Source organism: Sphingomonas sp. S-NIH.Pt15_0812, assembly GCF_003951315.1.
In the GTDB taxonomy this organism is placed as follows: Bacteria; Pseudomonadota; Alphaproteobacteria; order Sphingomonadales; family Sphingomonadaceae; genus Sphingomonas.
In genome coordinates, this window is sequence record NZ_QLJH01000049.1 from 1 (window position 1) to 15,070 (window position 15,070).

Genomic DNA, 15,070 nt, shown 5'->3' on the forward strand with positions numbered 1-15,070 from the left:
TGTCGCGCAAGTCCATCGAATACGGCTTCGCCATGCAGACCGGCCTCCTCCGCCAGCCTGCCCTTGAATCAGATCAGCGCCTCCATGGAAATCCCCATCGATTCAGCCCCACGTCATCCCGCTCTAGGGAATGGACTTTCATGGAGGCGCGTCGGGTTTCCGCTTTCGGGGCCGGGAGATCGGCTTCGCATAAAGCCGATCTCCGCGTGGACCCGTTCAGCCCGACATCACCGGGCGGCCCGCGCCTGTTTCAGGCTGTCCGCGGCGTAGAGGGCGCAACCGGTCCAGATCAGGCCGAAGGTGACGATATGCACCGGCCGGAGCGGCTCGCCGAACAGCAGCACGGCCTGCGCGAACTGGAGCGTCGGCGCGATATATTGCAGCAGGCCGAGCGTCGCATAGCGCATCCGCTTCGCCGCCGCCGCGAACAGCAGCAGCGGCGCGGTGGTGATCGCCCCCGCCGCGACCAGCAGCAGGTCGGTGCGCGTGTCCCCGCCGAACGCCTGGGTCCCGACCATCTGCGCCTGCACCAGCACCGCCATGGCGGGGAGCGCCAGCAACAGCGTCTCGACGGTCAGGCCGCCCAGCGCGTCGATCGCGGCCACCTTGCGGACCAGGCCATAGAGGCCGAAGCTGACCGCGAGCACCAGCGAGATCCACAAGGCGCCGCCGCCCGCCACCGCCATCACCACCACGCCCAGCGCCGCGACGCCGACCGCCAGCCCCTGGCGGCGCGACACCCGCTCGCGCAGCACCACCACGCCGAGCAGCACGTTGAGCAGCGGATTGATGAAATAGCCCAGGCTCGCCTCCAGCACATGCGCGTGCTGCGTCGCCCAGATATAGACCAGCCAGTTGATCGCGATCAGCGTCGCCGAGGCGCAGAGCAGCAGCAGCGTCCGCCCCCGCGCCGCCGTCCGCAGCGCCCCCAGCCGACGGCGCGCGACCACCACCAGCACGAGCAGCAGCACCGACCACAATACCCGATGCGCCAGGATCTGGAGCGCCGGCACCCCCTCCAGCAGCTTGAAGTAGAAGGGCAGGAATCCCCACAGGATATAGGCGGTGATGCCGAGCTTCAGCCCGTCTGTCTGCGTGTCCCGATCGGTCATGCGGGGCTGTGTCGCGGATGCGGTGCCGGGCTGCAACCTGCTTTGGGTTGGCCGGAGGCAAGCCATGGCTTGCGGGGGTGGCTTCCGCTTCCTAACCCGGCGGCATGGACCCCTTGCCCGAATCCCTGCCGGCCGATCCGCTGACCGCCGCCGCCGAACTGGCCGAACTGGCGCAGGCGATCGCGCGCGCCAACCGCCTCTATCATACCGAGGATGCGCCCGAGATCAGCGACGCCGATTATGACGCGCTGGTCCGGCGCAATGCGGCGCTGGAGACGGCCTTTCCCGACCTGGTCCGCGCCGACTCGCCCAGCCGCCAGGTGGGGGCGGCGCCTGCCGCGCATCTCGCCAAGGTCGCCCATGCCCGGCCGATGACCAGCCTCGACAATGGCTTCGCCGACGAGGACATCGTCGAGTTCGTCGCCCGTGTCCGCCGCTTCCTGCGCCTGTCCGACGACGAGCCGGTGGCGCTGACCGCCGAGCCGAAGATCGACGGCCTGTCCTGCTCGCTCCGCTACGAGCAGGGCGTGCTGGTCCAGGCGCTGACGCGCGGCGACGGCGCGATCGGCGAGGATGTGACCGAGAATGTCCGCACCATCGCCGACATTCCGCAGACCCTGCGCGGCGACGCCCCCGCCGTGTTCGAGGTGCGTGGCGAAGTCTATATGTCCAAGGCGGATTTTGCCGCGCTCAACGCCCGGCTGCTCGCCGAGGCGGCGGCGGTGGGCAAGGAGGCGCGCCAGTTCGCCAATCCGCGCAACGCCGCCGCCGGATCGCTGCGCCAGAAGGACCCCGCCGTCACCGCCGGCCGGCCGCTCCGGTTCCTGGCGCATGGCTGGGGCGAGGCGAGCGCGATGACCGCGACGACCCAGGCCGAGCTGGTCGGCCAGATCCGCGCCTGGGGCTTTCCCGTCGCCGACGCCTTCGCCCGGGTCGAGGATGTGGCGGGCGCGCTGGCCGTCTATCGCGCGATCGAGGCGGAGCGGGCCGACCTGCCGTTCGATATCGACGGGGTGGTCTACAAGCTCGACCGGCTCGACTGGCAGGCGCGGCTGGGGATCGTGGGGCGGACGCCGCGCTGGGCGATCGCGCACAAGTTTCCGGCGGAGCGCGCGCAGACGACGCTGGGCGCGATCGACATCCAGGTCGGGCGCACCGGCGCGCTGACCCCGGTCGCGCGGCTGGAGGCGGTGACGGTGGGCGGCGTCGTCGTCACCAACGCCACGCTGCACAATGCCGACGAGATCGCGCGGCTGGGGGTGCGGCCCGGCGACCGGGTGGTGCTGCAACGCGCGGGCGACGTGATCCCGCAGATCGTCGAGAACCTGACGCGCGACGTCGACCGGCCGGCCTTCGTCTTTCCCGATCACTGTCCGGAATGCGGATCGCTGGCGACGCGTGGCGAGGACGAGGTGGTGGTGCGCTGCACCGGCGGCCTGATCTGCCCGGCGCAGCGCGTCGAGCGGCTGATCCATTTCGTCTCGCGCCACGCCTTCGACATCACCGGCCTGGGCCTGGTGCGGGTGGAGGACTTCTTCCGCGACGGGCTGATCGCCTCGCCGGCCGATATCTTCCGGCTGCATCGTCATCGCGAGGCCCTGGTCGCGCGCGAACGCATGTCGGAGCTGGTGGTCGACAAGCTGCTGGCGGCGATCGACGAGCGGCGCGGCATACCGCTCGACCGGTTCCTGTTCGCGCTCGGCATCCGCCATGTCGGCGCGATCACCGCGCGCGACCTGGCGCGGCGCTTCGTCTCGGTGCGGGAGTTCGCGGCGATGATCCGCCAGGCGCTGCGCCTGCGCCGCGCGACGGTGCCCGCGATCGGCGAGACGGAGCGCAAGTTCGTGCTTCGCCGCGCCCGCGCGTTGGTCGGCGCGATCGATACCGCCGGCATCGGCCCGGAGGTCGCCGACGCGCTGCTCGATTTCTTTGCCGAGGCGCATAATCGCACCGTCGTCGCCGATCTGCTGCGCGAGGTGAAGCCGGTCGATGTCGTGCACGAGACGCGGATGTCGGATGTGTCAGGAAAGACCGTCGTCTTCACCGGCTCGCTGGAGACGATGAGCCGCGACGAGGCCAAGGCGCAGGCCGAGGCGCTGGGGGCGCATGTGTCCGGATCGGTGTCCAAGAAGACCGATCTGGTGGTCGCCGGGCCGGGTGCCGGTTCTAAGCTGAAAAAGGCGTCGGATCTGGGGGTTAGGGTCATCGATGAAGCCGAATGGGCCGCGATCGTGGCGGCGGCGGGATAGGCGTCCGACACAATCCCGCCGCAAATCCGTTGCGCTTTTGCCACGCCGCGTAACCGATTGATCCTGGTCGCGGAACCATCTCGAGTCTGTAACAGAACCGACATATTGTCCCGGCAGGGCGCGACTGTCCGGCCGCAGAGCCGTCAGTGTCCGAGCAAGAAAAAGCTCAAAGGGGAATATGATGCGGAACAACCTTTTCCTGGGCGTGGCGGCAGTCGCGCTGATCGCGCCGGCGGGCGCGATGGCGCAGGAGACGACCACGACGATCCGTGGCACCGTGACCGCCAATGGCGCGCCGGTCCCCGGGGCTGCCGTCACCATCGTCAACGTGCCGTCGGGCACCACGGCGAACGCCACGACCGATGACAAGGGCAGCTTCAACGCGGCCGGTCTGCGCGTCGGCGGCCCGTTCACCGTCACGGTCAATGCGCCGGGCTATCCGTCCAAGCAGGTCACCGACATCTTCACCGTCATCGCCCAGCCCTACGACCTGCCGGTCGAGCTGTCGGCCGATGAGGGCGCGGGCAGCGAGATCGTCGTGACCGCCTCGTCGATCCGGGGCGCGGGCACCCAGTCGCTCGGGCCGTCGACGGTCCTGACCGCGGCGCAGATCGCCAATGTCGCCACCATCAACCGCGACGTGCGCGACCTGATGCGCCGCGATCCCTTCGCCCGCCTCGACTATGCGGAAGGGTCGGGCCGCGCCGTGTCCTTCGCCGGCCAGAACGCCCGCTTCAACCGCTTCTCGGTCGACGGCGTGCCGATCACCGACAATTTCGGCCTGAACCCGGACGGCCTGCCGACCCGCCGCTCGCCCGTGCCGCTCGATGCCATCGGCCAGTTCCAGACCAAGGTCGCGCCCTATGACGTGCGCGAGGGCAATTTCCAGGGCGGCGCGATCAACGCCATCCTGAAGTCGGGCACCAACAGCTTCCACGGCACCGGCTTCTATTCCTATTCCTCGGACAAGCTGACCGGCAAGAAGACCAAGGCGGGCCCCGGCGTGCCGACCGGCCGGGTGACGCTGCCCAGCTTCAAGATCGAGAATTACGGCGCCGAGCTGTCGGGCCCGATCATCAAGGACAAGCTGTTCTTCATGGTCGCGGGCGAGCGCATCCGCGCCGGCACGCCGATCGTGGAAGGCACGGCGGAGAACAACGCCGGCACCGTCATCCCAAGCCTGTCGGGCCCCAACGGCTTCCTGAGCCAGGCGACGGTGGATTCGATCAGCGCCACCGCCCAGTCGCGCTACGGTTATGCGACCGGCGGCATCCTGAACAATTCGGACGATCGCGACGACCGCCTGACCGCACGTATCGACGCCAATCTGTCGGATACGCAGCGCGCCTCGGTGACCTATCTGTACACCAAGGATTCGATCCGCTTCAACCAGAACACCTCGGTCACCGGACCGGGCCTGGGCCTGGAGTCGAACGGCTATATCGGCTCGAACCGCCTGCACACCGGCGTGTTCCAGCTGAACAGCGACTGGTCGGACGAGTTCTCGACCGAAGTGCGCGCCTTCTACAAGGACTATAAGCGCGGTCAGGACCCGATCCTGGGTCGCGGCTTCGCGCAGTTCCAGGTCTGCACCGCGCCGACGTCGGACCGCACCGCTCCCGGCAGCGCCGGCAGTGGCGCCTCCACGGCCTGTGCCCCCGGCTATGCCACCGTGTCGTTCGGCCCGGACATCTCGCGCCAGTCGAACTCGCTCACCAGCCGCACCTATGGCGGCCTGGTCCAGGGTCGCCTGACCCGCGACAATCACGACCTGCGCATCTTCGCCGACTATCAGGACACGAAGATCTACAACCTCTTCGTGCAGCGCACCGCCGGCGACTATTATTTCGACTCGCTGGCCGACTTCCAGGCCGGCAATGCCCAGCGCCTGCGCTACGGCAACGCCACGCCGTCGCTCGATCCGGCGGATGGCGCGGCGCAGTTCCGCTATCAGTCCTATGCCTTCGGCATCCAGGACAATTGGCGGGTCACCGACTGGTTCACGCTCGACTACGGCGTGCGCTACGACATGTATGGCGGCCACAGCCGTCCGGCGTTCAACCAGAGCTTCCTGAACCGGGTCGGCTTCCCCAACACCGCCTATATCAGCGGTCGCGGCGTGGTGCAGCCGCGGATCGGCTTCGAGCTGAAGCCGGTGCGTGACCTGTCGGTGCGCGGCGGCGTCGGCATCTTCGCGGGCGGCTCGCCGGACGTCTATGTCTCGAACAGCTTCTCGAACACCGGCTTCCTGACCAACTCGGTCGACATCCGCCAGAACAACGACGGCAGCTACACCGCGCCGGGCACCGCCAATGCGGCGGCGGCCAATGCGGTGGGTTCGTCGGCGCTGGTCAACGTCAACGGCACGACCATCCCGGGCACGGTCAACAGCTACCTGAACAGCCTGACCACCTCGACCAGCTCGCCGCCGCCGGTGAACGCGCTGGACCCGAAGTTCAAGCTGCCGTCGCAGTGGCGCAGCACGCTGTCGTTCGACTATGCGCCGGATGCGCTGGGCGGCTTCAACTTCGGTGCCGACTTCTTCTACTCGAAGGTCCGCAACCAGGTGTTCTTCACCGACGCCCGCGTCCGTCCGAACGGCCTGCTGACCCCGGATGGCCGCACGCGCTACAGCCCGATCACCAGCTTCTCGGACAACAACTACGACCTGCTGCTGACCAACACCAAGAAGGGCCGCAGCTATGTCGCGGTCGCGCGCGTCGACAAGACGTTCGACTTCGGCCTGTCGGGCGGCGCCAGCTTCACCTACCAGGACATTAAGGACCAGGCGCCGGCGACCTCGTCGACCGCCAACTCCAACTATGGCAATGGCGCGTTCTTCGACGCGAACGGGGCGGCCTATGGCATCTCGAACGACCAGGTGAAGTACAACATCAAGTACAACCTGACGTTCAGCCATGCCTTTGTCGGCGACTATAAGACGACCTTCGCGCTGTTCGGCGAAACCCGCATCGGCCGTCCGTACAGCTACACGATGCAGGATGCGTCCAACAACCGCAGCCCGGTGTTCGGCACCGTGCAGAACCAGAGCCGCTTCCTGCTCTATGTGCCGACCGGCCTGGACGACGCCCGCGTCTCCTATGACAGCACCGCCACGCGCGACACGCTGAACGCGCTGATCGAGGCGACCGGCCTGAAGAAGTATCGTGGCCAGATCGCGCCGCGCAACGCCTTCAACTCCAAGTGGTTCACCAAGATCGATCTGCACGTCGCGCAGGAGCTGCCGACCGGCCTGGGCGGTTCACGTATCGAGGTTTTCGGTGACGTCGAGAATGTCGCGAATCTCTTGAACAAGAATTGGGGTCAGCTGCGCGAATACGCCTTCCCGTACACGCAGGTCGCGGCCCGCGTGTCCTGCCTGGCGACGCCGGTCGCGACCGGCACGACCGCGGCAGGCGTGACCAACTCGACCCAGGCCTGCGCCCAGTATCGCTACCTGGCGCCGAACACGCCGCCGACCGACACGATCTCGTCGCGTCAGTCGCTCTACATGATTCGCGTCGGCGCGCGCTTCACCTTCTGATCGCGCGTCCCTCGGGACCGATGATCGGGCCGCCATCCCACGGGATGGCGGCCCTTCTTTTTTGCGGCGCTTTTGCGCGGGGCGGGCGAGGCGTATATGCGTCGCCACGACGATGGCTACGCTACCCGCCCCCGCTTCTCCGAGCACCAGCACCGCCGAACGCCGGCTCGCGCTCAACGTGCGTCCTTTCTTCGAGGACAAGGCGCGCGCCTTCTGGACGCTCCAGGCGGTCGGCTGGGCCGGCTATCTGGTGCTGCGCGCGGTGTCGGGGCTGTCCAACGGGTTCTCGCTGGAGATCATCATCCCCGCGATCGTCTCGGCGATCGTCGGCTATTGCATCACGCTGCTGCTCTCGACGCTCTACGGCGGCTATCGCCGCTTCCCGCGCCTGATCGGCGTGGTGCTGGCGCTGGTCACGCTGGCCGCCGCCACCGCGCTCTATGCGACGCTGGAGGCCTATACCTGGTCGTTCCTCAACTCCGCCAAGCCCAGCGTGTCGCTGGCCAAGGTGATCGGCTATTCCTTCTTCAACCTGACCGTGCTGGCGGGCTGGTCGGCGCTCTATTTCGGCATCAACTTCTACCTGATCGTCGAGCAGCAGATCGACGAGATGCGGATGCTGGAGCTCCAGGCCTCGACCGCGCAGCTCGCCATGCTGCGCTACCAGCTCAACCCGCACTTCCTGTTCAACACGCTCAACTCCATCTCGACGCTGGTCCTGCTCAAGCAGACCGAGCGGGCGAACGCGATGCTCAGCCGGCTGTCCTCCTTCCTGCGCTACACGCTCGCCAACGAGCCGACCGCGCATGTCACGGTCGCGCAAGAGGTTGAAACGCTGAAGCTCTATCTCGAAATCGAGAAGATGCGGTTCGAGGATCGGATGCGCCCCAAATTCGATATCGACCCGCGCGCCGAACGCGCGCGGCTGCCCTCGCTGCTGCTCCAGCCCCTGGTCGAGAATGCGATCAAATATGCGGTCACGCCGCAGGAGGAGGGGGCGGAAATCTGCATCACCGTGCGCTTCGCCGGGGATCGGGTGCAGATCGCCGTATCCGACACCGGGCCCGGCTTGCATGAGACACGCGTTACGCCAAGCCTTTCAACCGGCGTGGGGCTCGCCAATATCAGGGAACGCCTGGTGCAGGCCTATGGCCCGGACCAGCGTTTCGAAACGCGCTCCATGCCCGCTGGGGGATTCTCGGTCGAGATCGAGATCCCGTTCCAGCTGGAAGATGTGAACAGAGAGGCCGCATGACCATCCGTACCATCCTCGTCGACGACGAGCCGCTCGCGATCCAGGGGCTCGAACTGCGTCTTCAGGCGCACGAGGACGTTGAGATCATCGAGAAATGCTCGAACGGCCGCGAGGCGATCCGCGCGATCAAGACCCACAAGCCCGACCTGGTCTTCCTCGACATCCAGATGCCCGGCTTCGACGGCTTCTCCGTGGTGCAGGGGCTGATGGAGGTGGAGCCGCCCTTGTTCGTGTTCGTCACCGCCTATTCCGACCATGCCCTGCGCGCCTTCGAGGCGCAGGCGGTCGATTATCTGATGAAGCCGGTCGAGGAGAGCCGGCTGGGCGACACGCTCGACCGGGTGCGGCAAAGGCTGGCGGAAAAGCGCGGCGCGGGCGAGGCCGACCGGCTGAAGGAAGTGCTGGCCGAAGTCGCGCCCGAGGCGGTGGACGACATCGCCGATGGCGGCGACCATGCCGCCAACCGATTCGAGAAGCTCATCAACATCAAGGATCGCGGCCAGATCTTCCGCGTCGATGTCGACACGATCGAGCGGATCGACGCGGCGGGCGATTACATGTGCATCTATACCGGCGACAATACGCTGATCCTGCGGGAGACGATGAAGGATCTGGAGAAACGGCTCGACCCGCGCCGGTTCCAGCGCATCCACCGCTCGACCATCGTCAATCTCGACCTGGTCAAGCAGGTCAAGCCGCACACCAATGGCGAATGCTTCCTGGTGCTGGGATCGGGCGCGCAGGTGAAGGTCAGCCGCTCCTATCGCGACGTGGTGGCGCGCTTCGTCCACTGAGGGCCGGGGCGGGGGCGGCCGTCCGTTCCCCGCCTCAGGCCGCCAGCCCGTGCGGCGGCAGGCCGGCGATATCCTCCATCTTCGACGCCAGGTCGAAGCAGGAGCGTGCGGCCATCTTACGCAGCACGCTGACCCGCTGGTTCTTCACCGTGCTTTCCGCCTTGGACAGGCGCTGGGCGATCACCTTGCTGCGCATCCCCCGCGCCAGCAGCGGCACCAGCGTGCGTTCCGCCGGGGAGAGGCTTTCGAACGCCCGCCGATTGGCGCGGGCGGTGGCGACGCGGGCGGCGGCGGCGGCGCGTGACAGGCCCTGTTCGACCGTGCGGACCAGCGTGCGCGGCGAGACCGGCTTGACCAGGAAATCCATCGCGCCCGCCTTCATCGCGGCCAGCGCATCCGTCACCTCGGCGCCGCCACTGGCGAAGACGATCGTCAGCGCCGGGCGGGCGGCGACCATTGCCTGGAGCGCCAGGCCGCTGCGCCCCCGCAACCGCACGTCGAGCAGCAGCACGCCATCCGGCTCCGCGACCTGCGCCAGGAACGCGTCGGCGCTGTCGAAGCCCTGCACGGCATGTCCGCGCGCGGTGAGCATCGCCGCCGTGCTGTCCCGGAAATGGTCACAGCCATCGACGATGTAGACGGGCAGTTGCGGCATGGGAGCTTGGCGATCCATACGTCTTTTATAGGACGAAGTGTCGGCGTTCCTTCGACATTCCGGTCGACAATCCATGCAGGGTTCCGCAGACGCTGAATGCCGACAGGCAGGGGGCGTATTCGGTCTGTGGCTGGCCGGCGCGAAGCCGGTCGCCGGGGCAAAGGGGAGGAAGGACAAGGCATGACGATCGCACTGGCGCTGACGCTGCTGATGATGGCCCCCGCTGCCGCCGCTTCCCCTCCGGCCGCCAGGGCGGATGTGCCCGTCGGCGATGCGGCATTCCGCACGGTGTCCGAGCGCGAATATGCATGGCGCAAGACGCTGACCGGTCCTGACGAGGATTCGTCCGCCAGCCTGAATGCGACGCTGCCCGATGTCGGCCCGGCGGCGCAGGCGGCGATGACGAAGCGCTGGACCGAGACGATGGCAGCGCTCGACCGGATCGACCCGGCCACGCTGTCGCCGGCGGCGCGCGATGACTATATCGTCTATCGCGGCCAGGTCGCGGCCCTGCTCGCGCGGCAGCGGTTCCGGGAATTCGAGAAGCCGCTGAACGCCGATACCAGTTTCTGGATGAACGTCGGCGGCATGGCGCGGGAAACCTATCGCGACGAAGCGGCGCTGCGTCGCTATCTTTCGCAACTGGCGAGCATGCCGCGCTACTATGAGCAGCAGATCGCCAATATGCGGGCCGGGCTGGCGCGCGGCTTCACCCCGCCGCGTGTCACCCTGCAGGGGCGCGACGCGGGCGTGGCGGAGGTCGTCAAGGCAGGGACCGGCGAGGCTTCGCCCTTCTACGCGCCGTTCACGACCCTGCCCGCGACGATCCCGGCTGCCCGGCAGGCGGAATTGCGCGCCGAGGCGAAGCGCGTGATCGCGCAAGCCGTGGTTCCGGCCCATCGGACGTTGCTGGCGTTCCTGCGCGACGACTATATGCCGAACGCGCAGACCCGGCTCGCCGCCTATGACCTGCCGGACGGCCGGGCCTATTACCGGTCGAAGATCCGCGAATATGTGACTCGCGACCTGTCGCCCGAGGAGATCCATGCGATCGGCCTGACGGAGGTCGCCAAGATCCGCGCGCGGATGCAGGCGGTGAAGGCAAGCGTGCAATGGCAGGGCGACCTGGCGTCGTTCCTCGACCATCTGCGCAGCGACCCGCGATTCTATGCCAAGACGCCGCAGGGCCTGCTCGACCGCGCCGCCTGGATCGCCAAGACCTTCGACGGCAAGGCATCGACCTATTTCGGGCGGCTGCCGCGGATGCGCTTCGCGATCAAGCCGGTCGCCCCGGACATCGCGCCCTTCTACACCAGCGGGCGCGGCGGGCCGGGCGTCTATCTGGTCAATACCTATGACCTGCCGTCGCGGGCGCTCTATTCGCTGCCCGCGCTGACGCTGCACGAAAGCGCGCCGGGGCACGCGTTCCAGATGCCGTTCGCGATGGAACTGACCGACCTGCCCGAATATCGCCGCAACAGCTATATCTCGGCCTATGGCGAGGGCTGGGCGCTCTATTGCGAGGCGCTGGGCGAGGATATGGGGATGTACGAGACGCCCTATGACCTGTTCGGGATGCTCAGCTACCAGATGTGGCGCGCGGCGCGGCTGGTGGTCGACACCGGCCTCCACGCCAAGGGCTGGACGCGGGAACAGGCGCAGGCGTTCCTGCGCGACAATACCGCGCTGTCGAACCACGAGATCACCACCGAGGTCGACCGCTACATCGCCTGGCCGGGACAGGCGTTGAGCTATTATATGGGCGAACTGGCCTTCCTGGATGCGCGGGCCAGGGCGCGGCGGGCGCTGGGTGAGAGGTTCGACTATCGCGCCTTCCATGACGCCATGCTGAGCCTGGGTTCGGTGCCGCTGCCGATGATCGACGCCCGTGTCGACCGTTTCATCGCCGACAAGGGCAAGGGGCCGTATCCGCTGCCCTGAGCGATCGAAAAGTGGCGCGCCCGAGGTGAAAGCGATGGGCACTCAGATCATTGGGAAATTCGGGTGGCGAGGGCGGCTTAACGGTATTTTCAGCCGACTACGAGTCGATCAGCCATGGTGACGGGAGGTCGATAGCCCTCGCACGTTACATTGCTTGGTCTCAAATTCAGGGCGGCTCGGTTTGGGACGTTGCTGCCGTTCCTTGAGGCTCCGCTGTATGGCGGCTTCCGGTGCATAACCCGCCGGTGCGTTAGCGACCAAATTCTGACGCTCAGGGGCGACTGCGCTCAAGCTTTAGGTGCGGCAACCTTTTTCGGTTTCACGGTTGTGCTCGGATAGCCGAAGGCGAAGAAGAAATGCGATACGCGGATTGACCCATGCGTCAGGGCCAGCGCGGTATCCCGGGTGTGTTCGGTATCGAAATCAGCGGCAGGAAATAGGTTTGATGGTTTCGAAATTGGGTCGCCCGCAGCGGTAGGAATCAAGCGCAGCGTGGTTCCGAGTGCCGTGTCCTTTAGTGTGTCGCGAATCTGCGGCACGACATCGGGCTCCGGATCGAGCAGAACGCCAACCATCGCCGCGACAGCCTGTTTGCCGCTGTAGATGCCGGTAACAAATCGGCCGAGGCCCTGATCGCGCAGATAATGATCGCGGTGCTTTTTCTGGTGACCAAGACGCTTGAACTCGAAAACAAGCTGAATGCCCTGCGTCGCATCATTCCAGCCATAGACGATGTCGGTGCGCCGTTCCTCGACCCGCTCGCTCGTCGCCGGATCGACATCGCCGATTACGCTTTCCGCCGACCACATGCCGAGCAGACCATGACGGGGCGCGACATGATTCTCGACGTAGATTTTCAGCGTCTTGGTGAGCGCCCCTTCCTTGGTCTTGTGATTGAAGTGCGGCAGTTCGCGCGCGCTCAATTCCTTCCAGCCTTCAATGAACGCATCGACTGCAGCGGACGCCGGCTGGATGGGGAATGCTGTGAGCCAGCCAGCCGTCGCTGTCATGCGGCGATCACTGGCTTGCCGGCGCCACCGGCCGATTGGACGTCACGCACGATCCGGGTCGCATCGCGCAGCGCCTGACGTACGGTCCAGCTTCGCTTGGTGATCCTCCAGCCCGAAATAGGTGAAGATGGCTTCGTCGAGTTCGTCGCGGATGGCCTGATAATGGGGCGCCTGTTCGATCTCTTCGAGCCCGGCGATCGCATCGACACGCGCGGCCACCTGCGCGATCGCCTGGACCGCTGCGTCGGGATCGGGGGCATGTTCGGGCGCGAAGAACGGGAAGGGCTCGACGTCGGCCAGATCCAGGCTGTTGCGCTCGCACAGCATCTTCCAGCCACGCATCATCAGGAAATAGCGCGCCAGCGTCGAACGCAGGTAAACCGCCGCGAATTTGAGGAGCGCAGCGTCTTCCTTGGGGCCGGCGATTACGCCGACGCTGTGGGTGAAGCTCGCAGGCTTGTCGTAATAGACCGCGCGGATATTCCGCTCGCCGCGCGAAAACCTATCCGGGAACACGACGCGCGGTCCATTGAATACGGCCTGCACTTCTTCGCTGAGACCGACGACTGTCGTAAAATTGGCGGGCCAGGCCGTCAGCAATGCAGGGTGCAGGACGGATGAGCCGGCGCTCAGCGCAACGATCGGGATGAAGCGGTGCTTGCGCAAAGGGGCCGCGTCCACAGCGTCCCGGCTCTTGTCCTGTAGATGAATGCCCTTGCGATTGGTCCAGCGGCGCGTCTTGCGCGGGCCGCCCCAGAAGTAACCGAACGTGCCGCGAACGCTTAGCCGCGACCAGATCGCCAGGTCGCTGGCGTCGCCCCACATCATCGTGACGAGAAGTTGCGGATCCTCGGCGACCGAGCGGGTCTGGAGCTGGTGCCGGTCGGCAGACTGCATGGTCAGGCGGCCGAGGGCTAGGCTAAGATCGGCCTTGGGCACGAGATATTCGAAGGTCTCGCCGAACGGCACAAGATCGCCGGTGTTCCGATCGCGCACGCCGCCCAGAAACCCATGGCACGTATTTTCGGCGGTCGGGAACAACAGCCCCTGCAGGTCACCGAAATTGATCAGCCGTTCTGGGCATCAACGACCGGAGTTGGTCGACACCTGTTATCCCGAATGGAAACTGCCAGCGAGACAGCCGAGGCATTCCCATTGGGATGGAGTAATGGGAATACGCCTCAGTCCCCCGTGAGCATATGCCCCGCTTCCAGATCGAAGAAGGCGGCGCGCAGAGGAAGGGTCGCCGCGCCGATGGCCGCCGCATCGCCATCGATCGTCGATGGAAGGATCCGCGCGGAGGGTCGGTGGAAGCCGCGCCGCTCGGGGTTGGTCAAGCGGATCCGCTGGGCGATCCGCGACGCAAGCGACGCGGGCAGGCGACCGCCCAGCACGATGGCTCCGGGGTCGATCGTCGCAGAGATGGCCGACGCCACCAGGTTGAGCGACGGCAGGCAGCGGTCCAGCCAGGCATCGACGGCGGGGTGGCCCGCGTCGAAGTCCGCCAACATGGCGTGCAGGTCGGGGAAAGGTCGGCCATGCTCCCCGAAGGTCATGCGCAGCGCCTCGAGATTGGGTTGGGGCCAGTCTGCGGGCAGGATCGACGCGAATTCGCCCGCATTGCCGTGCCCTCCGCGCAGCGGCAGCCCCTGCGAAATGATCCCGCCCCCGAAACCGGCGGAGAAATAGAGATAGGCGAAGTCGCGCGACACGCGCCCATGGCCCAGCATCGCCTCGCCGATCGCGGCGACATTTCCGTCATTGTCGATCCAGACCTTCTCGCCCAGTTCCTCGGCCAGGATCGTGTCGAGCGGCACCAGTGCCCAGGGATCGAGCAGCCGGGGCGGGTTCAACCGGGCGCCGTCGCCGATGAAATAGCCGGTGACGCCGACCCCGATTCCGATCAGCGTCGAACGATCGCGCCCGGCGTCGGCGATCGCGGTGTCGATCATCCGGCGGATCTGCTGGCATGCGGGCTGGATCTCTGTGTCGGACAACCGCTCGCTCGCACCGCTCCGCACGCGGCCCGCCAGGTCGAGCAGAACGAGCGATACCGCGTCGGTCATCACCGACAGGCCGACCGCGAACGCCGCGTCCCCCTCCAGCGCCAGCTTCGCGGCTGGCTTGCCGCGCCCCGCCGCGACGGGCAGCGCCTCGTGCAGGAAGCCGCGCGCGATCAGCGGTTCGACCAGACGGGTGATCGAATGCGGGGCGAGGCCGGTCAGGCGGGCGAGGTCGGCGCGGCTCGACGGCCCCCGGCGCGACAACAGGTCCATCACGACACGCTCATTGGCGGTCGCGGTGCGGCGGCCATCTTTACGAAGAAAATGCGTCGGATAGTCGCCTGCGGTGATCGCGTTCATGCGGCTGGCAAGCCTCGGGCAGGCGGTCGTGTCAAGCTGGGTGAAAGCAGTAAAAGGGCGGTGATGACGCAGCCCGCCGCAACCACCAGGACGAAGGCGACATAGCTGCCCGCAGTGAAGGTGGGCACCCGCCCCAATCCCCCGGCC

The 15,070-nt window shown here is 66.8% G+C and carries 10 protein-coding genes; 5 read left to right on the forward strand and 5 right to left on the reverse strand.

The window, feature by feature from the left end; all coding sequences use genetic code 11:
- Positions 1–227: 227 nt before the first annotated feature.
- Positions 228–1,112 carry an EamA family transporter RarD gene (rarD, locus tag BRX43_RS18585; protein WP_125996566.1) on the reverse strand — a complete coding sequence of 295 codons (885 nt, stop codon included), beginning with the start codon at positions 1,110–1,112 and terminating at the stop codon, positions 228–230.
- Between the two features lie 104 nt (positions 1,113–1,216).
- Between rarD and ligA the strand changes: the two genes are divergently transcribed.
- The 4 genes from ligA (at position 1,217) to BRX43_RS18605 (ending at position 8,954) form a co-directional block, all read left to right on the forward strand.
- The gene (gene ligA, locus BRX43_RS18590) at positions 1,217–3,361 is read left to right on the forward strand and encodes an NAD-dependent DNA ligase LigA (protein WP_125996567.1); all 2,145 of its coding nucleotides are present in this window, start codon (positions 1,217–1,219) and stop codon (positions 3,359–3,361) included.
- Between the two features lie 181 nt (positions 3,362–3,542).
- Complete coding sequence (locus BRX43_RS18595) at positions 3,543–6,905, forward strand: carboxypeptidase regulatory-like domain-containing protein (protein WP_125996568.1); 3,363 nt, start codon at positions 3,543–3,545, stop codon at positions 6,903–6,905.
- A gap of 112 nt (positions 6,906–7,017) precedes the next feature.
- Positions 7,018–8,160, forward strand: coding sequence for a sensor histidine kinase (locus BRX43_RS18600; protein WP_125996569.1), 1,143 nt, complete (start codon positions 7,018–7,020; stop codon positions 8,158–8,160).
- Positions 8,157–8,954 carry a LytTR family DNA-binding domain-containing protein gene (locus tag BRX43_RS18605; RefSeq protein WP_125996570.1) on the forward strand — a complete coding sequence of 266 codons (798 nt, stop codon included), beginning with the start codon at positions 8,157–8,159 and terminating at the stop codon, positions 8,952–8,954. Before BRX43_RS18600 ends, BRX43_RS18605 begins: the two co-directional genes overlap by 4 nt.
- Positions 8,955–8,988: 34 nt before the next feature.
- On the opposite strand, the gene BRX43_RS18610 is transcribed toward BRX43_RS18605, so the two are convergent.
- Positions 8,989–9,609 (reverse strand): response regulator, encoded by a 621-nt coding sequence (locus BRX43_RS18610; protein WP_206433279.1) that lies wholly within the window; start codon positions 9,607–9,609, stop codon positions 8,989–8,991.
- A gap of 180 nt (positions 9,610–9,789) precedes the next feature.
- Here BRX43_RS18610 and BRX43_RS18615 point away from each other — a divergent pair, with 180 nt between their 5' ends.
- On the forward strand, positions 9,790–11,550 hold the full coding sequence (locus BRX43_RS18615; RefSeq protein WP_125996572.1) for a DUF885 family protein: 1,761 nt from the start codon (positions 9,790–9,792) through the stop codon (positions 11,548–11,550).
- Positions 11,551–11,837: 287 nt separating this feature from the next.
- On the opposite strand, the gene BRX43_RS18620 is transcribed toward BRX43_RS18615, so the two are convergent.
- From BRX43_RS18620 to BRX43_RS18630, 3 genes are all read right to left on the reverse strand, one after another.
- Positions 11,838–12,560, reverse strand: coding sequence for a Fis family transcriptional regulator (locus BRX43_RS18620; protein WP_125996573.1), 723 nt, complete (start codon positions 12,558–12,560; stop codon positions 11,838–11,840).
- Positions 12,561–12,602: 42 nt separating this feature from the next.
- Entirely contained in the window at positions 12,603–13,601 is a 999-nt protein-coding gene (locus BRX43_RS18625) for a hypothetical protein (RefSeq protein WP_206433280.1), read from the reverse strand.
- A 140-nt stretch (positions 13,602–13,741) separates the two neighbouring features.
- Entirely contained in the window at positions 13,742–14,923 is a 1,182-nt protein-coding gene (locus BRX43_RS18630; protein ID WP_125996574.1) for an ROK family transcriptional regulator, read from the reverse strand.
- Positions 14,924–15,070: the final 147 nt, after the last annotated feature.